We start from the raw sequence: 25,120 nt of genomic DNA on the forward strand, positions 1-25,120 counted from the left end.
GTCAGCCGAGGCGGATGTCGCGGTAGGCTACGCCGGCAGGTGCCGGTGCGGGCTGCACCGCAGAGATCCCAGAGTCCGTGGTTACCACATAGCTGGCGTGAACACCATCGGATTGCGAGCCTGAAGCGTTCTCCCCGCTGATGACGATGGCGCGGACCGCGTCCGGGGACACCTCGGCGGGGCTGAATTCGGTGGTGCCGGTCGGGTTGAGATCGATCGACTGGGGATCCGTGACCGAACCATCGTCGAGCATGCCCCTCACCTGCACCTGTCCCTGTCCTGGTGAGAGGTAGAGCTTTCCGGTGCCCGTGCGCGGCAGGGCCATGATCTGTGAGTCAGCGAGAGTGTCGGTGGCGTTGATGCTGCCGAAGTCTGCACTGCCCTTCTCTCCGTCACGGCCGATGAAGGCGCTGGCCTGAATGCTCTGATCCGAGTCGAGGACGACACTCGTGGCGTCAAGATCGCCGAGGTCTGCCTCGGCGACTCCGTGTGCAACCACGGTCATCGATGAGCGGGGAATGTCGACCTCCCCATCGTGCCCGTAGGCCTTAAGCGATACCTCTGCCAGGTCATCGCCCGGGTTGGCCACGCGCAGGCGTGCGTCCTTCCCGTCGAGACCGGTGACGACCTGCTGCGAGGCGGCATCCGCTCCGCTGGTGGCCAGGTCGATGCCCTGGGGTGTCAGACCCTCGAGCACTGTCTCTTGGAGAGAGCCGGCCACGACTCCCCCGTCGACCTTGACAGCGACGGCCAGAGCCTCTGCACCGGAGGCAAGGCCTCCCAGTCGGATGGCTCGCTGCTTGCCGGCCTTGATGCTGACCTCTGTCGGTTCCCCGCGCTGTCCCGACGGCGTCATGAGCGTGACCTCAGCCTGGACGGGAACGTCGCCGGGATTGCTCAGCAGCAGTTGGGAATTCGATCCCGCAGCCCCGGAGCCAGCCAGAATTCTGAAGTTGCTTGCCGCTGACCCGCAGGTCAGAGTCGCGAGCCCAGTGAGGTCTCCAGATGTGCCTTCAACGGTCTGCACGCCGGTTGTCAGCGCCGGTGCCCCGGGGCGGGCGAAGCCGGTGATGAGCTTGGTCTGATCGATCGGGTCATCGCCGGAGACGAATCCGTCCGAACTGGGATTGTCGAAGTTTGCTGACCCGCCCAGGTCTGCCACCTGCAGACGCGCTGCGGAGACCGAACCGTCTGCGGCGCTGATCGGTGCAGAGGCGGAGACTGCGCGGGTGGACACGTTGGAGTCGTCGACGAACTCCGCGTCGGTGCCTTCTGCCTCGTCATCGGTCAGGAGCGGGCCGGGACAGATCACACGAGTGTCGGCCGTGGGCATTCGGACCTGCTCGGGGCTGCGATCGAGCGTGCCCGGGGTCAACGGGGTCAGGAATGAGGTCGTGGCCACAAGCACTCCGGGGACGGCGATCGCCGCGAAGGTCACGAAGCTTCGCATATGTCTCATGACTTCGCCTCCACAGTGTGCTCGAATGCTGACTGCTTGGTTGCTGGGCTCTCGGTTGCCGGTTCAGCCTTTCGCCGAGGCTTCACCCGCATCGCACGCCCAGTCTTGGCTCGCCCGGTCTTCGCACGACTCGTGCGTGACCACGCCTCGGTCTGGCGCTGGGACCCGAAGGGGATCGCAACGATGATGGTGAGGAGGCCGAGAATCCAGCCGACGATGACGCCCGGAGCATAGAGCGGGGAACCGTAGGTGAGCTCGACGTCTCCGCCAGCGGCCGGCAGTGAGTATTCGGAGGCCCAGCTGATCGTGGACTTCTCCGGCTTCGGCAGGTCCTTGCCATCGATGCTGGCGGTGATGTCTTCGGCACTGTCGGACACGATCAGGGTGCGCCCATCGTCGCCGGGAGCCACCTCGGCGGTGGTGCCGTGCATCGGTGCGGTGCTCATCGCACCGTCGGGTTCCCGCACCAGGAATCGGCCGCTGTAGGGGGTGTCAACCTGCCACAGTCCGCCGGATTCGGTTGGGCCGATCTGGATCACACCGTCGGCGGCGGCCACCGAGTTCGTCAGATTCTTCGCGCTCGAGTCGACCAGGACGAAGTCCACGCCCAGCTGGCCCAGGATGGGTCGGACGTCTCCTGCATCATCGGCTGAGAGTGCCGCGGCGGCCTGGGCGATGAGTGTCTGATCAGCGCTGATGGGCAGGGGTCTGCGCTCCCAAGGCCACCCGCCGACCGCCTCGGCTGACCGGATGGTCGAGGTGCCGATGACGGTTCCGTCGGCGGATGCGAGGAGGCGGACACGGACCTCACCATCGACGACATCGAGGTGCAGCGTGCGTGACTGAGTGTCACCGGTGGCCCGATCGGCGGCCAGTGCCGGGACGGTGCCGTGTTCCTGGGTGGTGACGATGTCCGCCGAGGTGGTGCTGGGGCCGGCGCTGACGACGATGAGTCCCACGGCGGCGATGGCTGCGAGCCCGGACAGGCCGCGCATGGGCAGTCGGCGGGAGTTCGTCGACTTCGTCGTCGTGGTTTGGGCACCGAGCGTGAGCAGCATGATCGACCCGAGGCTGAGCAGAGTCAGACCCGCGGCCGGATAGGAGCCGATGAGGTGGAAAGGCCCGGTTTGGGCGGGAAGGAGGATCTGGACGGTGGCCACCAGAAGACCGCCGAGGTAGAGACCGACGGCCCACATCAGGCGGGACAGTCTGAGGTGAGCTTCGATGAGCGTGAGGAACGCGAGGATGAGCATCGGCAGCACCAGGATCGGTGCCCACAGCTGCAGCATCCCTGGGCTGATGCCGACAGCGCCGAGGAGATCGGCCAGCCAGGTCATGTCGATCGGTGAGGGGAAGCCGACAGCCAGGAGGTAGGTCGGTGGTGCCGGTGGGGCGAGGGTCTGGCCGGGCATGACGAAGATCGCGCCGGGGTCGGTGACGAGGCCGACCAGCCAGGGCCAGGCCAGGAACAGGGTTGGAGCCAGCAGCCACAGGTGGCGCAGTCCACGACCGGTGCACAGGAGCACTGCGGTGAGGATGATTCCCAGTGGCAGCATCAGCGGCACACCCGCGGTCATCAGGAACAGCAGAAGTCCGGCGGTTGCGGTGGCGGCGATCGACCCGGTGCGCAGGCTGCGTCGCAGGGCGATGACGAACAGAGGTGCGGCAATCCAGACGAAGATGACGCCGAGGCGGCCGTCCGAGAGCGCGGTGACGAAGAGCGGGGCCGCGATCCACAGCAGGGCGGCGAATCCGCGCACCCAGTTCCGTCTCACGATTGCGCCCGCAGCGCTGTAGGCGGCGATGACGGCAAGGATCGGGGCCAGGAGGATCAGGGTCCGAACCATGATGTCGACGTGGCCCAGGAACGGAACACTCAGGGCCGCCAGGAGCAGCTGGTAAGGATCGGCGGGGACTGCAGCACCGGTGGAAACGTCGAGATGGGGGCTGAGCAGGCGGGAGACCAGCTCGCCCAGGCTGACGTCGGTGGACCCGAGCGCACCGCCGACCAGGTAGCCGGGGCCGAAGAGTCGGAAGGAGACGAGGCCGCTGAGTGCCGCGGCTGCGATGAGGAGGTAGGTCAGGGGGCTGCGGAAGAGTCCCGAACCGCCGGTGACTTCGAGGCGTGAGAACGAATCGATTGCTTCTTCGGTGTCACCGACCGGGTTGAGTTCGGTTTCGTCGATGTGGTCCGGGCTCGATCCGGCTGCCGAGTCGGCTTGGGCCTGGCGGGCCTCCTCGGCGGAGTTCATGCTCCGGCGCTGGACGGCGAGTTCGTCCGGGTCCGCGTAGAGGGGTGCCACATGGGAGTCGGTGGTGCGTTTCGCCCGACGGCTGCGGCGGGCGTTGGATCGTCGCAGCCGCGAGGTGATGCGGGCGTCGGCGGCGAGTCCGAGAAGCGCGGAGAAATACCAGGAGGCGGCGCGGACGTTGTTCGACAGCAGTCCTGCCAGGGTGTTCTTCAGCTGAGTGAGGATGAGGAGGCAGAAGATGCCGGCGAATCCGGGGCTGGAGAGGCTGAGGCGGTAGCGCTGTTCGGTCCGGATCTGTGACTTCGACGCGGGTGGCAGTGGTGAGGAGCCCAGCTGAGCGGCCGAGCGTGCGGACACCGTCAGTCTGGCGTTTGGTGCAACGACGACCCTGCGACCGAGGTCGCGTAGTCGACGCGAGTATTCGAGACCGCGGTAGGACATGCCGAGAACACGGGAGGGAGCTCCGATTCTCTCAAGCTCCGCGGTGGAGATGAGCATGCCCGGCAGGTCGAGGCCCAGCGTCTCCGACTGACCGTCGCGCTGTCCCTGGTCGACCTCGCCGTCTCCGACTGGATTGACCCGGGCTCCAGCCGAGGTGGTGGTGACGCCGGCGGAGACGATGTGGTCTTCGTGCGTGATCTTGGGACCGACAGCGGCGATCGATTCGGTCGCGCCGATGGCATCAAGCAGCTCTTCGAGGCACTCGGGGTCGGGACGCGAGTCTGCGGAGAGGAACCACAGATGGGTGCTGTCGGCGACTTCGGGGAGTGCAAGGGCCTGTGTGACGGCAAGACCCCCGAGATCCACAACGGGGATCTCGGGGAAGCTCGCGTTCAGAGCTGTTTCAAGCTCAACCCTGCTGTTGTCGTCGCCTGAGGCGACGACAACGGTGACGGCAGGTTTCACACGACCTGTTTCTTGAGTCGACGGCGTTCGCGTTCAGACATTCCGCCCCAGATTCCGAAGCGCTCATCATTCGCCAGCGCGTATTCGAGGCAGTCCGAGCGGACGTCGCATGAGGCACAGACACGTTTGGCTTCGCGAGTCGATCCGCCCTTTTCGGGGAAGAACGCCTCGGGGTCGGTCTGAGCGCACAGCGCTTGGTCCTGCCAGGAAAGCTCGCCGTCTTCGCCTGCTCCGAAGAGCAGTGAGAGCGGCGATACTGCGGAGTTGTCCGTGGGCAGCGGTGTCAGATCGTTCGGATCGATCGCTAATGGATCAGGCAGAGTATCCGGTGTACGCGCCCCCGGTTCGACGAACCAGTCTTCGGCACTTCGTGAAGTGACTCCGGGCGCGACTGTGGAGAGGTCTTCCCTCTCCTGCCTTTTGCTCTGTGCGCTTTGCACGGTTTTCCCCTTTCTCACGCTCAGCTCACCTACCACTGCGGGCTTCTGTTCCGGTACCGTTCGAGGAGTGAAATGGTCTGGGTGCGACCGACTCCCCGGATGGTTCCGGAGGTGAAGCTCGTGCTGACGGTATCAGCGTGGTGGGTGCTCGAATCCGAGAATTCGTGCTAAGTGCGTTCCCCTGTTAAGTATAAATTACACGCGTGTCATTACCGACTCGTCAAGCCCTTGTGGAGTATTGGCGGGGACGCATGTGGATTAATCGAACACACCTTCACATACACACGCACTATGAACACCACATATAGCGACCATCTGCTGATATTGACACAACCTGTGGTGAGCACCTGAACAAATCTGGAGAATTTCGAAATCATTCGCTGTCGGTGGGATTATGGAGACATGAGAGTCGAATCACTCGCGATCGCTGCCCGATCCCAGCATCCGCCCACTGAAAACGGGCGTGCAGGCGGCCCGAAGACGATAGAGACGCGATGATGAACGACCGACTGCTCACCGTGTATGCGCCTCCCGTCGAGGAGGACATCACAGCCGGGTCTGATCTGGCAGCGATACTTGTCAACGCTCTGCGCCGGAATCGGATCGACCTCAAGGACGGCGACATCCTCGTCATCGCATCGAAGGTTGTGTCCAAAGCGGACGGACGTCTGCGCAGTGTGAAGGACCGAGCGGAGTTCGAGGATCTGGTCAAGGATTCCTCGAATCACCTTGTCGCCGAACGGACCTATGCCTCGGGGTCGACCGTCCAGATCGTGCGCACCCATTCGGGCACCGTGCAGGCGGCGGCCGGGCTCGACCAGTCGAATTCGAGCGGCGCGGTCGTCCTCCACCCTCAGGACAGCGATGATTCGGCTCAGAAGCTGCGACTGCGGGTCGAAGAATCCTTCTCGGTGCGGATCGGGGTCGTCATCTCCGACACCATTTCGCGGCCCTGGAGGATCGGTGTCGGCGACTTCGCGCTCGGTCTCTCCGGCTTCTCCGGACTTGATGATCAGCGCGGTAAGCCAGATGACGATGGCCGTATGCAGTCGGTGACTGTTCGCGCGGTCGCCGATGAGATCGCGGCAGCGGCAGATCTCGTCAAGGGATCATCACGTGGCCTGCCGATGGCGTTGGTCCGAGGCGCCGGCGGGTACCTGGACAACGGCCAAGCCGGGGCGAAGGCGCTGAGCCGCGACCTCGGCGAGGACTGGTTCCGTTACGGCCACGTCGAAGCAATCCACAGAGGGCTCGGAGTCACGAAGCTGCCGGGCCGCGCCGCTGCCGGAGACAACAGCGACGACATCCTCGAACGCGTCTCCCGAGCCATCCGCGTCGTCCGCGCGGGAACCACGCGCACCCCAGGGCAGGCGGCGTGGCGGATGCGCATTGAAGGTTCCGGATCCAGGATCACGCTTGCCCCCTCGGACTCTCCGGCGACGCCGCAGGCTGGTGGCCCTCCCCTGTTGGAGGCGATGGTCGGCCTCGGCTCACTCGTCGAGCGCATGCACACCGCTCTCTTCGCTGAGGATCTCAGCGCCACCACGAAATGGGAGTGGGCCGAGGGAGAACTCGGAGCATTCCCCCGCGGGGTGCGCATCAACATCGGACTCATCAACCACTGAACGTCGCAGGCATCGAACGATTCATCCTCATCCAGAAAGCAGGTCATCCCTCGTGGATCTCTCCATCATCAGCCGCACCGGCGGACCCATCCTCTTCTGGCGCGGCCCTGACTACGACCGACTCGATCTCACCGGTCCGGTCGTGGCCAACTGGGTGAACAAGGGTGTCGGTCTCTTCGGAGACTACGACCTCGGCCCCGACTTCACGCTCTTCGTGCCGATGCCTGCTGGACTGCACTGGCGTGAGCTCGTCGCGATCCTTGCCGTCCTCCTCGCCGATGGTCGCGTCGTACTGGGAACAGATACACAGTCCGACGATTCGATGGCCTCAACAGCCGCCTCGGCCGCACCGGAAGGTGACTTCCATGCCTTCGTGCCGCTGGGCTACGAGGACGATGAACGTCTCTCCGATGCTGAAGAGGTCTTCGTCTACAACCCACCGGCATTGGCTCTGAGCACCCCGGTCGGTGAGGACTTCATCGACGTCAACTCCGCGATCCGCGCCTACCCCGACGTGACGCCTCGGCGCCTCCAATCCACCGGGACTCTCATCGTCGGTGACCAGGAGGTCGAGTGGACCGAAGCACCGAAGGACTCCAAAGTCGGCATCCTCGTTTCGAACTCGACTCCCCTCCCCGAGGAGTGGGCGACATTCCTGGGCCATCTTCTGCGCGGCGGTGAGTCGCTGCTGGCCAACGGGATGGACAAGGCTCGCATTACGGACCTGGCGAGCAGCCTCGGCGAGGTCCGTGGCAGACTGGGAACATGGACAAAGTAGTTGATACCCCCGCTGCCGCGGTAGCCGATATTGCAGATGGATCATCGATCGCCGTGGGCGGTTTCGGTGTCGTCGGCGTGCCCGAATTCCTGATCCGAGCGATCAAGGAACAGGGCGCCAAGGACCTCGAAGTGATCTCGAACAACGCCGGAGTCGACGGGCGGGGCTTGGGCCTGCTGCTCGCCGACCACCGTCTCCGTCGCATCATCGCCTCCTATGTCGGCGAGAACAAGGAATTCGCACGCCAGTACCTCTCTGGTGAACTCGAAGTCGAGCTCACCCCGCAGGGCACGCTGGCAGAGAAGATGCGTGCCGGTGGAGCCGGGATTCCCGCGTTCTACACGATCACCGGAGCTGGCACTCAGGTCGCCGACGGCGGCATGCCGTGGAAGTACGACACAGAGGGCAACGTCGTCAAGGAATCACCGGCCAAGGACACCCGGGTCTTCGATACCTTCGGCGAAGAGAAGGAATACGTTCTCGAAGAATCGCTGGCACCCGATTATGCGCTCGTTCGCGCCGCTGTCGGAGATCGTCACGGCAACCTCGTCTTCCACTCATCGGCCCGGAACTTCAATCCCCCGGCAGCGCAGTCGGCTCGGATCACCATCGCCGAGGTCGAGAAGCTCGTCGAGCCCGGCGAGATCGACCCCGATGACGTGCACGTACCCGGCATCTTCGTCCACCGCGTCGTCGAGCTGACCCCGGAGCAGGTGGCCGACAAGCCCATCGAGAAACGCACCGTTCGCACAGAGCCAACCGCTGTAGAGGGCTGAGGAGAACCAGATATGTCATTGACAAGAAACCAGATGGCGGCCCGCGCAGCCCAGGAACTCGAGGACGGAAGCTACGTCAACCTGGGCATCGGAATGCCGACACTCGTACCCAACTACCTGCCCGAGGGAGTCGATCTCGTCCTCCAGTCGGAGAACGGCCTGCTGGGCGTCGGCCCCTACCCCACGGAGGAAGAGATCGACCCTGATCTCATCAACGCCGGCAAGGAGATCGTCACGATGGCCCCCGGTGCCTCCTACTTCGACTCTGCTGCCAGCTTCGGCATGATCCGCGGCGGCAAGGTCAATGCCGCGATCCTCGGCGCGATGCAGGTCGCCACGAACGGCGACATCGCGAATTGGATGATCCCCGGCAAGATGGTCAAGGGCATGGGCGGGGCAATGGACCTGGTCCACGGCGCGCAGCGCGTCATCGTCATCATGGACCACGTTGCCAAGGACGGCTCACACAAGCTCCTGCCCAGCTGTGAGCTGCCGCTGACCGGCAAGGGCGTCGTCAGCCGTGTCATCACCGACATCGCAGTGCTCGACGTCTCCGGAGACTCATTCACCCTCGTCGAGCTGGCTCCCGGGGTCACCGTTGAGGAAGTCAAGGAGAAGACCGGCGCCGAGGTAAACGTCCCCGACGACGTCCCCACTATCAGCGTCGACGCTGCCTGAATCACCGCGCGATAGCGCGGTTGCCGGGTCCTGTGGTCCCGGCAGTCTGAAAAGAGGCCGTCCTGAGCCGATTCCTTTTGAGGAGTTCGGCCCAGGGCGGCCCTTTTCACGTGCGAGGAATGCTGTGCAGACGTCATGGGGCGAAGCGCGGTGCAGGCGTCATGGGGCGGGAGCGCTTCGCCTCTTAACCGTCGGCGATCATCCTATTCGCCGTCCCGCGTACCACGCACCGTCGGACGTTCAGCACCTCGTCACCCACACGGACAACAGCTCACTCAGCACCACCTACACTCCATGCAAGACGCCACCGCAGCAATGGGTTGATCCGCTGCTCACGGTACGGGGTGCTCGCGAAATCTGAACGATCCGAGAGACTCGAGAGATCCAGTCGCAGCTGGTTCAGACGGAGGGCAGCGTAGCGTCGAGACCGGTAGTGGCCACGAACAGATCTCCATGGCCGTCTGCGGTCACTGTGGGCTCGTTGGCCGCGATGAACACACTCTGGCCACGTGCGAGTGTCACTGTGGACCCGAGGGACGTCAGAGTGACGCTGCCCGAGGTGCACAGGGCGATGCTCGCGCCTCGGCGTTCGACCTGTGTCAGTCGTGGGCAGCGCAACGACTGCAGGGCGAAGTCTTCGGTCGCGCCGAGGAGGATTCCGTCACGGTCGGGTTCGACCATCCGAGGTGTGGCCGAGGTGAACTTCGCAACCTTGCCCAGCTCCGGGATGTCGATGTGCTTGTTCGTCAGTCCACCCCGCAGGACGTTGTCGCTTGAGGCCATGACCTCGATCCCGGTCCCACCCAGGTAGGCGTGGAGCACGCCTGATTCCATCGCGAGGGCTTCCCCGGGCTGTAGGTGGACGCGATTGAGCATGAGCGCCACCAGCACTCCGGGATCGGAGGGATAATCGGCCACAAGTTCCTGGAAGGTCTCCGCAGGATCGACGGCTGTGCCCGAACGGCTGATGTGGCCTTCGGGCAGTTCAGCCAGATCCTGCGCGGCGACTTCGTCAACGAATGCAGCGGACCGCGAGTCGCCGAGGACGAGTTCGACCGTTTTGGCGAAAGCCTTGGCCTCAGTCAGGGACTTCAGCGCGGAGACCACATCACCCAGAAAGTCCAGGGAGACCGGCGACAGAGACAGCGAGAGCAGACGTTCGAAGGTTGCTCGCACGGCCTTACGCGACCGGAATCCGGTCAGCGCGTGGAATTCGGTGAGGGCGTAGATAAGCTCCGGCTTCGCGGAGGGATCTTTGTAGTTTCGGGTCGGTGCGTCGAGATCGGGGCCCTGCGATTCTTCGCGGGCGAATCCGATGGCCGCCTGCTCGGGATTCGGGTGAACCTGGATCGAGAGCGCCTTCTGCGCGGAGAGGACCTTGAGCAAAAAGGGCAGACGCGGCCCGAAGGCGTCCAGCGAATCGTGGCCCAGCAGTCCGTCTGGATCACCGGCGAGATATTCGATGAGGTTGGGGCCGACCGTATTGCTGGCCGTCTTCACGTCCAGAGATGATGATGCCCCCTGCTGCGCGGAACGGTGCGTCGAGCGCTGCTGATCAAACTGTCCTGCGTCTAGATGGGAGGGGCTCATAGGGTGGGCTCCGAGCCACAGCTCGGCGCAGGGAGTGCCGTCGGGAGCGGTTCCCAGGATTGCCGGGATCGCGTCCGTGCTGCCCCACGCAAAATTCTTGACCGTATTGTGCAATCGACGCACTGTCTTGGTCCCCTTCGGCTGGACTCATCGGATGAACATACGCACTTGCTGTGCGTGTTTCTCCACGTTAGCGCGTTCATCTCGACTAATCATCGATTTCGGGAGTACCTTCACTGACTGTTCAGCTAAGGACATCTGCTGTTCACCAGGTGCGACCAGGGCGAATAGAAAAGCACATGGGGATGGCCGGACGAGAAGAGTGAGGCGGTCCGCAATTCCGGCCTGAGGAGAACTGGGACCGGGCGGTGCATGGTCCGGAGACCAAAACGTCTCGTGGCCGGTTCCTTTCAGAACCGGCCACGAGACAGTGGGACTTTCTGCGAAGCCTCACCCAGCTCCTAGCTGAGGCGAGGTCGCTGTGATCAGCCGACTACGCGGATGACCTTCGCTCCACGATTGAGCATCCAGCTGTAGCTGCGCTTCATCGTGTTCGTCCGGGTCGAGCCCGCATCGTACATCTGCCCCTTGGTTTCAGAGATGATGCCGATGTGGCCTGGGATCCAGATCAGATCGCCTGCTTTGGCCTGGCTGACCGGAATGACCGTCCCCGCGTTGCGCTGCTGGCTGGTTGTACGCGGCAGTTTGATGCCGTGCTTGCCATAGACGTACTGGGTGTATCCAGAGCAGTCCCAGCCCTTCGTCGGAGAGGTTCCACCCCAGACGTACCTCACGCCGAGGTGGCCCTTCGCTTCGCTGATGATGGAGTCACGCTGAGCCTGGATCTTCTCAGCCTTGGACGGCTTGTCCTTCTTGTCTTTTTTGCTGTCCTTCGGCTTGTCCTTCTTGCTGTCCTTGGACTTGTCGCCATCCTTGGACTTGTCGTTCTTCTTATCGTCCTTAGGCTTGTCAGACTTCGACTTGCCGTCGTCCTTCTTATCGTCCTTGGCCTTGTCATCAGCCTTGGACTTGTCATCCTTGGAACCCTTGTCGTCAGCCTTGGCGTCTGTAGAACCTTCCCCGGAGTCTGCAGCCGCACCGCCATCGGTGGCCTTGTCGCCCGGTGGCGCCGACTCATCGGCACCACCGGAAGCGTTGGCATCATCGGAATCGCCCGGACCATTGTTGTCGACTACGCCGCCTTCAATGGTTCCCTTGGGCGAGAACTCCGTAGTCCCGTATCCCTCGGCCCAGACAAGTCGAGCGCCTTCGAACAGCTGCTCGCCTCTGCCGTCCTTGTAGACCGGGTCTGAGGTGGGGTAACCGAGGTGTCCCTTGACGGTACCTTTGTCAGCCCAATAGTTCAGGAGCGTGCCGGTGGTGTAGTGAGCACCGGTGTCCTTGGACCAGTAGATCTTGCCCTTCTGGAACGACTGTGCCGATCCCCCGTCTTTCAGGCCGCCCTTCTCTTGCGAGGTGGGCAGGCCCAACCGGGTGACAACGTCACCCTTATACGAGTTCTTGATCGCACCGGTCAGGTGGTAGGCACCGGTCTTCTTGGACCAGAAGACGTTGCCCTTCTCGTAGCTGCGGGTACGTGCCCCGTCAACGCCCTTGACATCGTGTTCCTTGCCAGTGGCCTTGCCGAGTTCCTTCGTGTGGTCGGCAGCGTACTTGTCGATGGCAGTCTTGGGCTTCGGCGTTGCCTTCTTGCCATCGTCCTTCTTCTTGCCATCGTCTTTCTTGCTGTCGTCCTTTTTCTTGTCGTCCTTCTTCTTGCTGTCGTCCTTCTTCTTGTCGGACGGCAGTTCGCCGGACTTCGTGATGCTGGTGACAGTCGAGCGGATTTCGCCCATCTTGGAGTAGAAGGCATCACCGGGGCAGCTGGTGTTCGCGAGGTCGCGGTGTGCGACGACGGTCGATTTGCTCGGCTTGACGCCATCGAGTGAGAGCTTCCAGGCGATCGCCGAGGCGACTGCGTCCCGGGTCTTCTTCGGCGGGGCCGACTTGTCATAGGAGCCGATCACCGAGATGCCGAATGTTCCGGTGTTGTGTCCGGCAACGTGGGCACCGACGACGGCTTTCTTGATGTCGCCGCCGCGGGCCTGCCAGAGGCGACCGTACTTATCGGCGATGACGTTGTATCCGATGTCGCTCCAGCCGCGACCCGACTGGTGGTAGGACTGGATACCGCGCAGGACCGAGGGAACGTCTTCAGCAGAGTAGCTGTTCGAACCTGCGGTGTGGTGAACGACCGCCTGCTTGATGCCGCTGGCATAGTCGGGGCTGCCTTTGTATGCCTTGGCACCCCAGGAGGAGCGCGAACCGATCTTCGGCTTCGGCACCTTGGCCGATTTCGCCACGTTGTTCACGGAAGAAGATCCGGGAACGTAGTTCTGATTGGTGACCGCGGCCTGACCCGATGCAGCCACATTCTCGGTGTTCGCAGCATCGGCGGTCGAGCCGGAGCTCGTCTCCGAGGTGTCGGCATCGGTCTCGGCGGAATCTGAGTTCTGCGGTTCGATCTCGACAGGAGCATTCTCCGCCACGGCGGCAGCATCGTTGGGATTCTGCTTCGGGTCGACGAGTACGAGCTCGGCGTCGCTGGGAGCCTTGTCGCCCAGGATGCGCATCTGCACACCCGAGGCACGGTTGACGGTGAACGGCTCGGAGCCTTCGTTCTTCGCCTGCTCCTGCTTCTCCTCATCCAGAGACTCCCAGTTACCCCAATCAGAACCACTCTTGACGCGGACCTGAATGCGGATATTGGACTGCGTTTGGGAGAAGGTGAATCCGATGAGGCTCGGGTTGTTGGTCGGAACGTCGAGAACGTCGGAGATCAGCGCAATGTTGACGCCGTCCTCGGTCTTCTGACGTACCGAACCCGAGATGTCGTCGCTGTCCTTCGAGTCCTCAGAAGATTCGGAGCCCTTGGATGTCTCGCCATCGGACGCTCCATCCTTCTTCTCCGACTCTTCAGCAGACGCCGATGGGTCAGCCTTCGGCGCGGAGTCTTCCGATGCAGCCGCTTCGCCTGCACCCTCAGGTGAGGACAGTCCTGCAGAGACGGGATTGATCGACCCTGTGGAGCCGGCAGCAGCACCGGAACTCGCGTTGACGAAGGCTGGCACCTGCGTCGAGGCGGCAGCCGTCTGCGACTTGAAGATGTTCGGCAGATTGCTGGTTGTGCTTTGGTTGGCAACGCTGGCAGAGGAGTCACTGGAATCACGGGCGCCGGGGACATTGAGTCCGTCTTCGCTCACGCTCAGCGCCTCTTGGGTCACTTCCGGCTCAGTCGATGCCGCGAAGGCAGTCGGTGCCGTGACCGCTAAGGTGCCGACGAGTGCGACTGTTGCGCAGCCCGCGACTGTGGGCAATAAGTATTTCATCGTTCAGCCTTTTCGAGGAAGTCAGGGAAGTTCAGGCCCTGGAATCATCTCACCGTTGGCAGGACGGTGGGTAATCCCAACATCTCAAAATTGTTACACATATACGGCGTGTCACACTAGCCAAATTACAAATTAATCAAATTACACCAGTGTGGTTCCCAGTGTTTGCAAGGGACACACCGAGGGAAAGTTTTTCTGGCAAACGGCTGCGATTCCCGGCTTCTGTCGTCAGCCTCACAAGACCGCCTGGGTCATCGCAACCTCAGGGAACGTAGCAGATAGCTCTCTCTGCGCTCTCTTGGCCCTCGTCAGAGCCGCCTTCGCTTCCACTTTGAGCACTGACCCGGGTGTCACTGCCAGCCGAGAGACCACGGCCCGCATTGACCCCTGCAAGAGCTGCAGAGTTGCCACCTGGCGCCGCCTGAGCGTCTTTGTCCTTCTCAGACTCTTTGGACGATTTTTCGATCGTGTCCGCAATCAAGGTCCGGGCGGTGTCGAAATCAGGGTGTGATGGTGTCACGTTGGGCGGAGTGAGGTCAAGCGACTCGATCTTCTGCGACTTCACCTTCAGCGCGAGATCGACGAAATCATCCACCTCGGAGGAGGGAATGTCCGTCGACAGTGCGCCTGGTGTGGCTTTGGCGATCTCCTGGTACCGGGTGAGAACAGTAGCGGGGTCGAGCTGCTTGACCATCGCCGTCTGCACGCAGCGCTGCCGGATCATCCGCTCGTAGTCGCTGGAGAACTCCCGCGAGCGAGCGAACCACAATGCGTGGAAACCGTCGAGCTTCTGCTTGCCCGGCTCGATCCAGCCCTTGACCGGACCGTGCTCGCCGGTCGTCGGATCGACCTTCGAGGAGATGGGGACTCGCTTGCCTGAGACCAGCGTGATCCCGCCGAGAGAGTCGATGAGCTTTTCGAACCCCTTGAGGTTGACCATGGCGAAGTACTGGACTTCGAGACCGGTGATCGCCGAGGCAGCATCCATCGTGGCCTGCTCCCCTGCCCGCTTCGGGTCCTCGAACTCGTCCTTGTGTCGCTCGCCTTGCTGGAAGACGGCATTGAGCAGGCATTCGTCACCACAGTTGAACCCCTGTGGGTAGTGCTTGTACAGCGGGGAGCCCTTGGGGAAGGGCACGTTCTCCATATTGCGTGGAAGGCCGACGATGACCGTCTTGCCGGTCTTCGCGTCGATCGAGACCAGGGACAGCGAATCCGGACGGATTCCGGTGCGTCCCTTGCCGGCGTCTGAGCCGAGGAGAAGAATGTTGTAGCGGCCATCGACGGGCTTCGCCGCTTTTCCGGAGGCGAAGAGGCCAGCCATCAGTCCGCGCTGGGAATCCAGCAGAGTGGTGCCCCAGGCCAGTGGGCCGACAACGACGAGGACCAGGGCGCAGAATGCGGCGACAAAGCGCTTGCGCGCCCGCGCCGAGAGTGTGACCAGCTTGATCCGGCGCAGCGTGTCGAAGAGGCACACGATCCAGTTGATGGCGATGACCGGCAGCCAGATTGTGAGGAACGTCAGCAGGAATGGATTCGTGCCGATCGTGAAGAGGAACTTCTTGTCGATGAGAATCACGATCAGAGCAATGATCGTAAGGATCCAGCTGATCGCGGTGATCGACAGTGAGATCTTGGCCCAGCGGCGAGCCCGGAACAGCAGCTGCACTCCCCCAGGAATGAGAACAGTGACTAGGAGAAGGATCCACGCCCGTACATCCCGCGTCGGCTGTGAAGCGTACGAGGGATGATGAATGGGGTCGACGTATCTCGTTTCGGCCACTGACCTACCTTTACCTCGCGCTCGCTGCTGTTATGGCCACCCGCCCTGACCTGAGGCCCGCGGCGACACAGACCACTGTGCCAAACCTTCTGGAGAGTCCACTGTGTTCATCCATTGTGGCGCGTGGGAGCCGTGGATTCCGGCACATTTCGCCTGCGCATGTCGCGTCGTTCCAGGAGTACTTGATCACAGATACGAAGGAAGCCACCACTTGGAGGCGGTGGCCTTCTTTCGTGCGGTGAGCGCTCTCACCTGCTGAAACATCAGCCGATGAGCTTACGGCCCATCACCATGCGCTGGATCTGGTTGGTGCCTTCGTAGATCTGTGTGATCTTCGCATCACGCATCATCCGCTCGACAGGGTGGTCGACGACATAGCCGGCCCCGCCGAGGAGCTGGACGGCATCGGTCGTGATTTCCATGGCCGCGTCCGAGGCGAAGGCCTTCGCCGCTGCGCCGAAGTATGTGAGGTCGTCATCGAAGCGCTGGCTCTTGGCTGCCGCGGTGTACGTGAGCTGACGCGCCGCCTCGAGTTTCATGCCCATATCGGCGAGCATGAACTGAATGGCCTGGTTCTCAGCGATGTTCTTGCCGAACTGCTGACGCTCCTTGACGTAGCCCAGCGCATAGTCCAGCGCGCCCTGGGCGATGCCGACGGCCTGAGCCGCGATCGTGACGCGAGTGTGGTCCAGTGTCCGCAGAGCGATCTTCAGGCCCTCACCTGGGTCACCGATGATGCGGTCACCGGGCAGGCGAACATTGTCGAAGAGGAGTTCGCGCGTCGGTGAGCCCTTAATGCCGAGCTTGCGCTCCTTCTCGCCGAAGGTGAAGCCCTCATCGGACTTCTCCACGACGAAGGCGGAGATGTTGCGTCCGCGAGCACCGTCCGGGTCGGTCACGGCCATGACCGTGTAGTAATCGGAAACGCCGGCGTTCGTGATCCAGGTCTTGACTCCGTTGAGGACCCAGTCGTCGCCATCGGCGATGGCCCGGGTCTTCATCGAAGCCGTGTCGGATCCGGCTTCGCGCTCGGAGAGCCCGTAGGAGAATCCGGCCTCGCCGCGGGCGACCTGCGGGAAGTACTTCGCCTTGATCTCTTCGCTGCCGCCGAGCTGGACCGGCATACTGCCGAGTTTGTTCACCGCTGGGATGAGAGAAGACGAAGCGCATCCACGGGCGACCTCTTCGATGATGATGGCAACTGCCAGCGCGTCGGCACCCATTCCGCCGTGCTCCTCGGGAATGTGGGCGGCGAAGAAGTCGGTCTCGACCAACGCGTCGTGGGCTTCCTGCGGGTAGCGGGAATCGGCGTCAACCTCGGCGGCGAAGGGGGTGATCTTCTTCTCGACGACGTTGCGCACTGCCGCGCGGATCTCTTCGTGTTCTTCGCTGGGCTGGTAGAGGTCGAACATCATTCTCCTATAACTGATCGATCGTTAAGTACTACTATTATCGCCGCAGTGCCTGCCCTTTGTCGAGAGCGACCTGACGCAGCTGGCTCCGATGGTCGTCGAGTCGACCGCGGATCTCCGCCGCTGCTGCCGTGTCACCGGCGCCCAGGATCCGGGCGGCGAGCAGTCCCGCGTTCTTGGCTCCGCCGATGGAGACCGTCGCCACGGGGACCCCTCCGGGCATCTGCACAATCGAGAGCAGGGAATCCATGCCATCGAGGTACTTCAGCGGGACGGGCACGCCGATGACCGGAAGTGAGGTCATCGAGGCGATCATTCCGGGCAGGTGGGCCGCTCCCCCAGCTCCGGCGATGATGACGCGCAGGCCGCGATCTGCTGCGGTCTTGGCCCATTCGACCATGTCCTCGGGCATGCGGTGGGCGGAGACGACCTCCGCGGTGGAGTCGATGCCCAGTTCCTCGAGCGCTTCCGCCGCGGCCTTCATCGTCGGCCAGTCCGAATCCGATCCCATGACGATCCCGACGACAGCGGGCACGGAACTCGCAGAGCCCGTCGCCGAGGTGGTCCCGGAGGTCTCGTCGACAGCTGGGGTCTCGTTCGTCGTGGAGTTCTCGTCATTCGTGTGCGGCATATCAGGCCCTTTCGTCACTGGAGGTGGCACTTACGCCACCGGAGTCGCCGGCGGCCGGTGTCGCTTCGAGATTCGCAGGGGCCGGCATCTTCGGATGCGGGTCGACGTCGACGCCGGCGATGAAGTCCGCCGCGTGACGGGCACGAGCGAGCACAAGGTCCGAGTCCTGTCCGTAGGCATTGACGTGGCCGACCTTTCGGCCCGGGCGCACGCCCTTGCCGTAGAGGTGGACCTTCACAGCGGGGTCGTGTGCCATGACATGGAGATACGGGTGGAAGAGGTCTTCATGGTCAGCACCCAAGATGTTGACCATCACGGAGACATCCTCCCGGGCCGCGGGGCTGCCCAGGGGCAGGTCGAGGACCGCGCGAAGGTGCTGTTCGAACTGACTGGTCACGGCCCCGTCCTGAGTCCAGTGACCCGTGTTGTGGGGACGCATCGCAAATTCGTTGATGAGGAAGCCTTCGGCGGTCTCAAACAGCTCCATCGCCATCACACCGGTGACCTCGAGCGCCCCGGCGACCTTGAGGATCGCCTCGGTGATCTCCGTCGCCTTCTCGACTGCGAGCCCCGGAGCGGGAGCAATGGCTTCCTTGCACACACCGTTCTGCTGCCAGGTCTCAACAACGGGCCAGACTGCGGTCTGGCCCATCGGAGAACGTCCGACCATGACGGCAAGCTCCCGGGTGAAGTCCACCTTCTCCTCGGCGAGCAGCTGCCCGACCTCGTCGAGCCAAGTCAGAGCTTCATCGAGAGTGTCGATGACTCGCACACCCTTGCCGTCATAGCCGCCACGAGGAGTCTTGAGGATGAAAGGGAAACCGACCCGCTGCGCGAAGGCTTCGACATCGGCGCGTGAGGTGATCTCGGCCCAGGCGGGGTTCGGCAGCCCGAGTTCGTCCATCCTCCTGCGCATCAGGATTTTGTCCTGAGCGAAGATGAGGGCCTGGGGTCCAGGTCGGATCGCATGGCCAGCATCGGCGAGGGCCTGCAGATGTTCGGGAGGAACATGCTCATGGTCGAAGGTCACCACATCCACTGTCTCGGCGAAGGCCTTGAGGGTCGCGAAGTCCGTATAGTCTCCGACGCTCACCTCATTGATGACCTGGGTGGCCGGGGCGTCAGCGGTCTCAGCGAGAACTGAGAAGCGGATGCCGAGGGCTTCTGCGGCAGGGGCAAGCATACGTGCCAATTGGCCGCCGCCAATGACACCAACACGAGGAAAAGTCACGTCTGCCATCCTATCGCCCGCCGCGGACATGAGACGCACGGGTTCCTTCTGCGAGTCCCGGGCTCAGCTGAGGAGCCCATTTTCAGCTGGAGCGACGCAGTCTCCACAACGACGTGACCTCGGCCCCGCGAGCTTTGTGCAGCTCGTCCTCGGTGTCAGAGGCACGGGGATGGCGCGGGGTGGTGTCGTGCCGATCGTGGACCCGCAGCCCTGCTTCGGCGAAGCGCTCCAGCAGAGCTTCGCGGGTTCGCAGGCCGAGGTGTTCGGCGAGGTCGGACAGAATCAGCCATCCCTCGCCGGCAGGAGAGAGGTGCGCGGCCAGGCCGTCGATGAATCGGTGGAGCACATCGGAGCCGGGGTCATAGATTCCGGCCTCGAGGGCAGATGTCGGTCGGGCAGGCAGCCAGGGCGGGTTGCACACGACGAGGTCGGCTCGCCCCTGTGGGAAGAGATCGGCCTCGACCACCTCGGCGGTTCGACTCAGTCCGAGGCGTTCCAGGTTCTCGCGAGCGCAGACCACGGCACGAGGATTGATGTCCGTGGCCACTACCCGACTCACACCACGGCGCAACAGCACAGCGGCGAGCACGCCCGTACCGGTACCCAGGTCGAAGGCCGTATCGGGTGGCGCTGAACTGTCCGTACTGGAGTCTGGAAGTGGTGTCTGGGCGACGAGGTCGACGTATTCTCCGCGGATCGGGGAGAACACACCGTAGCGCGGGTGGATGTCCTCGCCGAGGGCGGGAATGGCCACACCCTTCAGCTGCCATTGGTAGGCGCTGAGGACCCCGTTCAATTCGGTCATGGAGACGCACATCGGGCCCGTCGACGGGCCGTAGGCAGCTTCGCAGGCCAGGCTCACATCGGGGGCGCGGCGCAGATTCAGGCGGTAGTCATCGTCGAGTTCGACGATCAGTGCACCAAGCAGTCGAGCACGATCGGCGATGTAGAGACGCTGTGCATCGAAGGCCTCGGCCCCGCCCTTGCGCCGGCCTTCCGCCTGGTCGACTCCGTGCCGGCCTGCACTTCTCCCATCAGCGCCCTGTCTATCGCCGCCCCGCTTGCCGGTTCCCCGGCGTGCACTATGGCGTTTGAAGCGGCGGTCCATCGCCTGCAGCAGCTGACGGCCGTTGTGATAGTCGCCGCGCCACAGCAGCCCGGTCCCGGTCCGGGCCAGCCGGTAGGCGGCATCGGCAGTGATGTCATCGCTGACCACGATGACCTGTCCCGGAGGTGCGGACTGGTTCTCCGAATGCCAGTTCGCCGCACGATGAGCTCCGCCCTCGGTCCAGTCGAGCCCGGTCGCTGAAGGAACGAGTCCGCCCGCTGAGGGGTCGGGACCGGTCGCGGAAGGGCCGCTCCCGGTTGCGGAAGGGTCGACTCTGGTCACTGGGGGCTCCTGAATGCAGCGTTCAACGAGACCCGTCACACCACGAGCAGGGGAATCTGGAGTTCGCGTTCCGTCGTCGAACCATGATGGCCGATGAGCGCGATCGCGGAGACAGATTCGTTGTCCGAGTCGACGATGGCGAATTCGTCCTGGCAGATGACCATGAAGTCGCCTATGCGCTGTCGGAACCGGGGGTCGACGGGGCCGAAGTAGTCGCGTCGGATGGCCTCATCGCGGCTGAGGATGAGTGCCCTGTCCCCCACTGTCTCGGTCCAGGCCGAGTAGACATCGGCCTCAGCACCGTCCTCGGCGTAGAGGTGGATCGCGCGCGGTTCGCCGCCGACATGTCTGACACCAGTACGCAGTGCGGGAGCATCGGCGAGGTCGAGGCGCAGATTGTGGTCGATGTCGACCATTCCATGATCAGCGGTGACGATCATCGTCGAATCGGCTGGCAGATCGTTGGCCAGCTGCGACAGTGCCAGGTCGACGTGTTCGAGCTCTTCGGTCCATTGCGAGGAGTTCGATCCGTAGACGTGGCCGGTCTTATCCAGGTTGCCCCAGTAGAGATAGACGAGACGACGACCGGGTGCCTTCGCCTCTTCGATGGCCTGGGCACAGCGCTGTTCGAGAGTCTTTGAGGCACGGAACCGTCCCCCACGCAGAGAGGCTCTGTTCAGGCCGCGTCCGGCGAATTTGGCCTCGCCGAGGCTGACGACGTCGACCTCGACCTCGGTGAGGCGTTCGAACAGGGTCGCGTCGGGCACCCAGGAGACCGGGTCGACGTCGAGGTCCCAGGTCAGCTGGTTGAACACAGCATCTTTGGCCGGGTCGAGGACTCGGTATCCGACGACGCCGTGGCCGCCGGGCAGTCGCCCTGTGGCCAGTGAGGACAGGGAGTTCGCGGTAGTCGAAGGGAATCCCGTGGACAGAGTCCGTCGCGAGGCAGCCTGGGACCGGAAGAAGGGTGTGTAGCCGCTGTACTGCTTGAGCTGGCTCTCTCCCATACCGTCGATGAGGACCACGATCGTCGTCCTCGAATCCCGGTCCAGCCCCAGAGACGCAGCCCGAGCCCGGGCAGTGTTATCGAAGATGTCTCCTGCGCCGAGGCTGAGCGCCGCAGCCGGGACCACGTCGGAGAGGATAGGTCCCGAATAGTCGGGCGGCCCTGTCAGGGGTGAGGTGGTCGCAGCTGCCATCAGCGGCGGGACCGGAGCCTGGCTTGGAACACGGCGGCCCGCAGCTTTCCGGCGAATTCGGCGATGCGGTCGACTGCGGACTGACCTTCGGCCTCGGCGGATACGCGCAGCATGACGTCTTCGGAGAAGATGGATCCGCCGTAGCCGTGATCGGCCGCGCAGTCCGGATCGCCGCAGGTCTCCGGGAAGGCTTCGATGCGCCGTGAGGCGCCCCAGGACATGGTCAGAGACACCTCGACCGGCTTGTCTCCGGGTATGTATCCGGCGGGGTCTGCGAAGGTCCGGCCGACCATGACTGTGCCGAGGCGTTCGAGTTCGATGTCTTCGCTGCTCGTCACGGCCCGTGGCTTGGAGCCGGGGACGACGTTCGGGTCATCGTCGACGTGCGCCAGCAGTAGGCGTGTTTCGGTGAGCACGAAGGCCGTGACGTGACGGTGGATGGATTCGATGTCGACGTGTGTGTCGATGTGGACGAAGTGAGCCAGAACCGGTTCGTCGAACAGAGAATCCGCCAGAATCCCCTGTGTGAGCTGTGGGTAGTATCCGGCCGACTGCAGATCGTGGACGAGAACTTCGGGTAAAGCCATGACTACCATTGTGCCGTACTCGCCCGTCTCTTCCCACTTGGGCTTATTCCTTCGGCTCCCGTTCTGCCACCTTCCAGTTGATGTTCGGCCGGAGATCCTCGCTGTCCGCTTATGCTGGGGTCATGGAAAATTATCCTGCCGAGTGGGAAGCCGATGTCGTCTTGCGCGACGGGGGAACCGCCCATCTTCGTCCCATCGTCCCTGCCGATGCCGACGCCCTGTCGAAGATGCACGAGGCGCAGTCGCCCGAGTCCGTCTACCTGCGTTTCTTCGCTCCTCTGCCCCGGCTGCCCAAGCGCGATCTGGAGCGGTTCGTCAACGTCGACCACCGAGAACGAGTGGCGATGATCATGTTGGTCGGGTCCGACATCATCGGCGTCGGTCGCTTCGACAAGATTTCGACCACATCCGCCGAGGTGGCCTTCAACATCGCCGATGCCCACCAGGGCCGCGGCATCGGTTCGATCCTGCTGGAGCATCTGGCCGCCGCGGCCCGGGATCTGGGGATCCGCAAATTCACCGCCGAGGTGCTGCCTCAGAACCGTTCGATGCTGCAGGTCTTCCAGGCCGCCGGCTACGAGGTGTCCCGCGGTTTCGATGACGGCGTCGTGGCCGTGAACTTCGACATCGATCCCACCGCACGGTCCATCGAGGTCCAGGCCTCCCGAGAGCACCGTGCCGAGGCACTGAGCGTGCGCACGGTCCTCCACCCCACCTCGGTGGTGGTGATCGGCGCCAGCCGCAAACGCAACTCCACCGGCCATCTCCTCATCCGCAATATCACCGCCGCGAAATTCACCGGCGATCTGTGGGTCGTCCACCCGGAAGTCGACCAGATCGCCGGAGTCCAGGCGTACCCGAGCCTTGGCGATCTGCCGGGCAAGGCCGACCTGGCCGTGATCGCGGTGCCCGCGGAATCCGCCACCGAGGTGGTCCAGGAGTGCGCGGCCCACGGGGTCAAAGCGGTCCTCGTCATCTCCTCCGGCTTTGCCGAGACCGGTGAGGACGGTGCTGAGCTGCAGCGCCAGATGGTCTCCACCGCTCGCGCCTACGGAATGCGCGTGGTCGGCCCAAACTCGTTCGGCCTCGTCAACGAAGCCGAAGACATCTCGCTGAACACATCGCTGGCCCCTTTCCTGCCGGCCTCCGGCACGCTGGGTCTATTCAGCCAGTCGGGAGCGTTGGGCACCGCACTCCTGGCGGGGGCGAAGAAGCGCGGACTCGGCATCTCCACGTTCGTCTCCGCTGGCAATCGCGCTGACCTCTCCGGCAACGACGTCCTCCAATACTGGGAGGAAGATCCGGCGACGAAGACCGTCGGTCTCTACCTCGAATCGATCGGCAACCCGCGCAAGTTCGCCCGCATCGCCCGCCGGGTCTCACGAGTGAAACCGGTCATCGTCATCAAATCCGACCTCACCGGACGGGAACTGCCGCCCGGCCACATCGTGCGCACCTCATCCTTGGCACCGAACACCCTCGATCAGGTGCTCGGCCAGGCCGGGGTGATCAGGGCCGATACGATCCACCAACTCTACGACTTGGCCCAGGTGTTCTCGACCCAGTCTCTGCCGGCGGGCAGGCGACTGGGAGTCATCGGCAACTCGGCGGCGATGGCCACCCTCGTGATCCAACGCGCCCGCTCCGAGGGGCTGCACGTCGAGACTGACCCTGTGTCGCTCCACCCTGAGGTCGAGGCCGAAACGTTCCGGGCCGAGCTCGAGGCCATGTATGCCCGTGAGGACATTGACTCCGTGATCGTCACCTTCACCCCCTCGGCCGGGGCCGAGGAGTCCGAGATCGCGGCTCACCTCTCCGAGGCGGCGGCTCGTTCGAAGAAGACGACCGTGGCCTGCTTCCTCGGCATCCAGGGTGTCCAGGATGAGCTGACCACCCACCTCAGCGACAGCGAGGGCACGCGGAACTCGCACACCGTGCCCAGCTATGTCGGTCCAGAGGATGCAGTGTGGTCTCTGGCCCGCGCCACCGACTATTCGCGGTGGCGCAGTGCCGACCACGGTCGCTTCCTTGAGGTCGAGGATCTCGACGACAAGGGTGTGCGCTCGATCATCGAATCGGTACTCTCCGATGCTGGGCCGGGCAAACCCGTCCGGCTCGACCGAGACCAGGCGAGCTCCCTGCTCTCCTGCTACGGAATCGAGGTGCTGCCCCACATCACAGCCGCCTCGGTGGACGATGCATTGGCCGCTGCCGATGAGATCGGCTATCCGGTTGCGCTCAAGGCAGTGTCGAACACCCTGCGCCACCGGATGGAGCTCGGAGGTGTGCGGTTGAACATCGACTCACCGGAAGAGCTGCGCGAGGACTTCCAAGCGATCCAGGAGACCATCAGCTCCCTCCTCGTCGAGGAGAATCCGCTGGTCGACGTTCAGGCTATGGCGCCCCCAGGCGTGCCCTGCGTGATCCGCGCCGGCGAGGACCACCTGCTGGGGCCGCTGCTCTCGTTCTCCCTAGCCGGGGATACGACCGAACTGCTCGGCGATGTCGAACATCGCGTGGCTCCCCTGACGGATAAAGATGCCGAAGACATGATCCGATCGGTGAAATCATCACCGAGGCTGTTCGGGTATCGGGGCCTGCCACCGGTGAACATCGACCCGCTGAAGGACGTAATCGAACGTCTGTCGGTACTCGTCGAGAGGCATCCGCAGATTCTCGAACTCGAAATCCATCCCATGGTCGCCACCGTGACCGGCGGACATCTGCTGAGTGTGAGGATTGAGCTGCTCACCGATTCCACACGCATCGATTCAACGCGGAGACTGCTGAGCTGATCCCTCGGATGAAATGTCACTTCTGTTCAGCTGACGTGTCCGAGGAATGCAGATATGACTCATTAAGTGGGAACCGACTGGAAGTTTGGCGAGTCTTATACCAATTCTTCTCTATTGCAGGTAGTGTCTGTATCCGTTCGACACGAAACGTTATGGATTCGTGTTTTAGTGTGAGGCCAAACATTGGCCATAGTCTGTG

At 63.3% G+C, this 25,120-nt stretch carries 17 protein-coding genes; 5 read left to right on the forward strand and 12 right to left on the reverse strand.

The features are described 5' to 3' along the window. Position 1: 1 nt before the first annotated feature. From INT40_RS02520 to INT40_RS21110, 3 genes are read right to left on the reverse strand one after another with little or no spacing between them, the layout of a single operon-like run. Positions 2–1,459: a DUF5719 family protein gene (locus INT40_RS02520; RefSeq protein WP_193095401.1), complete on the reverse strand. Its 1,458-nt coding sequence runs from the start codon at positions 1,457–1,459 to the stop codon at positions 2–4. Beyond that, positions 1,456–4,617 carry a glycosyltransferase gene (locus INT40_RS02525; protein ID WP_193095402.1) on the reverse strand — a complete coding sequence of 1,054 codons (3,162 nt, stop codon included), beginning with the start codon at positions 4,615–4,617 and terminating at the stop codon, positions 1,456–1,458. Before INT40_RS02525 ends, INT40_RS02520 begins: the two co-directional genes overlap by 4 nt. Then, positions 4,614–5,057 (reverse strand): WhiB family transcriptional regulator, encoded by a 444-nt coding sequence (locus INT40_RS21110; RefSeq protein ID WP_308298048.1) that lies wholly within the window; start codon positions 5,055–5,057, stop codon positions 4,614–4,616. Before INT40_RS21110 ends, INT40_RS02525 begins: the two co-directional genes overlap by 4 nt. A gap of 494 nt (positions 5,058–5,551) precedes the next feature. Here INT40_RS21110 and INT40_RS02535 point away from each other — a divergent pair, with 494 nt between their 5' ends. Genes INT40_RS02535 through INT40_RS02550 form a run of 4 tightly spaced genes read left to right on the forward strand, consistent with a single transcriptional unit; the run spans position 5,552 to position 8,914 of the window. Beyond that, on the forward strand, positions 5,552–6,682 hold the full coding sequence (locus tag INT40_RS02535) for a coenzyme F420-0:L-glutamate ligase (RefSeq protein ID WP_226830653.1): 1,131 nt from the start codon (positions 5,552–5,554) through the stop codon (positions 6,680–6,682). Between the two features lie 52 nt (positions 6,683–6,734). After that, positions 6,735–7,460: a hypothetical protein gene (locus INT40_RS02540; protein WP_193095403.1), complete on the forward strand. Its 726-nt coding sequence runs from the start codon at positions 6,735–6,737 to the stop codon at positions 7,458–7,460. After that, the gene (locus INT40_RS02545) at positions 7,448–8,236 is read left to right on the forward strand and encodes a CoA transferase subunit A (RefSeq protein ID WP_101569777.1); all 789 of its coding nucleotides are present in this window, start codon (positions 7,448–7,450) and stop codon (positions 8,234–8,236) included. The genes INT40_RS02540 and INT40_RS02545 overlap by 13 nt, the downstream gene beginning before the upstream one ends. Before the next feature lie 12 nt (positions 8,237–8,248). Further along, positions 8,249–8,914 (forward strand): CoA transferase subunit B, encoded by a 666-nt coding sequence (locus INT40_RS02550; RefSeq protein ID WP_101569776.1) that lies wholly within the window; start codon positions 8,249–8,251, stop codon positions 8,912–8,914. 399 nt (positions 8,915–9,313) lie between these two features. On the opposite strand, the gene manA is transcribed toward INT40_RS02550, so the two are convergent. The 9 genes from manA to INT40_RS02595 all read right to left on the reverse strand — a co-directional run bounded on the left by manA (position 9,314) and on the right by INT40_RS02595 (position 22,126). Next, on the reverse strand, positions 9,314–10,627 hold the full coding sequence (manA, locus tag INT40_RS02555) for a mannose-6-phosphate isomerase, class I (RefSeq protein ID WP_101569775.1): 1,314 nt from the start codon (positions 10,625–10,627) through the stop codon (positions 9,314–9,316). A 362-nt stretch (positions 10,628–10,989) separates the two neighbouring features. After that, a complete protein-coding gene (locus tag INT40_RS02560; RefSeq protein WP_226830656.1) occupies positions 10,990–13,893 on the reverse strand; it encodes an NlpC/P60 family protein in 2,904 nt (967 codons plus the stop codon). A 262-nt stretch (positions 13,894–14,155) separates the two neighbouring features. Continuing rightward, complete coding sequence (locus tag INT40_RS02565) at positions 14,156–15,676, reverse strand: LCP family protein (RefSeq protein ID WP_193095404.1); 1,521 nt, start codon at positions 15,674–15,676, stop codon at positions 14,156–14,158. A gap of 263 nt (positions 15,677–15,939) precedes the next feature. Further along, a complete protein-coding gene (locus INT40_RS02570; protein ID WP_101569772.1) occupies positions 15,940–17,088 on the reverse strand; it encodes an acyl-CoA dehydrogenase family protein in 1,149 nt (382 codons plus the stop codon). A gap of 37 nt (positions 17,089–17,125) precedes the next feature. After that, positions 17,126–17,599: a 5-(carboxyamino)imidazole ribonucleotide mutase gene (purE, locus tag INT40_RS02575; protein WP_180958884.1), complete on the reverse strand. Its 474-nt coding sequence runs from the start codon at positions 17,597–17,599 to the stop codon at positions 17,126–17,128. A gap of 121 nt (positions 17,600–17,720) precedes the next feature. Further along, the gene (locus tag INT40_RS02580; RefSeq protein ID WP_413463545.1) at positions 17,721–18,902 is read right to left on the reverse strand and encodes a 5-(carboxyamino)imidazole ribonucleotide synthase; all 1,182 of its coding nucleotides are present in this window, start codon (positions 18,900–18,902) and stop codon (positions 17,721–17,723) included. A gap of 130 nt (positions 18,903–19,032) precedes the next feature. Then, positions 19,033–20,340 carry a methyltransferase gene (locus INT40_RS21115; protein WP_193095405.1) on the reverse strand — a complete coding sequence of 436 codons (1,308 nt, stop codon included), beginning with the start codon at positions 20,338–20,340 and terminating at the stop codon, positions 19,033–19,035. A gap of 35 nt (positions 20,341–20,375) precedes the next feature. Then, a complete protein-coding gene (locus INT40_RS02590; protein ID WP_193095406.1) occupies positions 20,376–21,539 on the reverse strand; it encodes an alkaline phosphatase family protein in 1,164 nt (387 codons plus the stop codon). Beyond that, positions 21,539–22,126 carry a DUF5998 family protein gene (locus INT40_RS02595; protein WP_101569768.1) on the reverse strand — a complete coding sequence of 196 codons (588 nt, stop codon included), beginning with the start codon at positions 22,124–22,126 and terminating at the stop codon, positions 21,539–21,541. The genes INT40_RS02590 and INT40_RS02595 overlap by 1 nt, the downstream gene beginning before the upstream one ends. Positions 22,127–22,248: 122 nt before the next feature. Between INT40_RS02595 and INT40_RS02600 the strand changes: the two genes are divergently transcribed. After that, positions 22,249–24,921 carry a bifunctional GNAT family N-acetyltransferase/acetate--CoA ligase family protein gene (locus INT40_RS02600; protein ID WP_193070765.1) on the forward strand — a complete coding sequence of 891 codons (2,673 nt, stop codon included), beginning with the start codon at positions 22,249–22,251 and terminating at the stop codon, positions 24,919–24,921. The last annotated feature ends 199 nt before the right edge of the window (positions 24,922–25,120 follow it).

It is taken from the genome of Brevibacterium sp. FME17, from assembly GCF_014897515.1.
GTDB lineage: Bacteria > Actinomycetota > Actinomycetes > Actinomycetales > Brevibacteriaceae > Brevibacterium.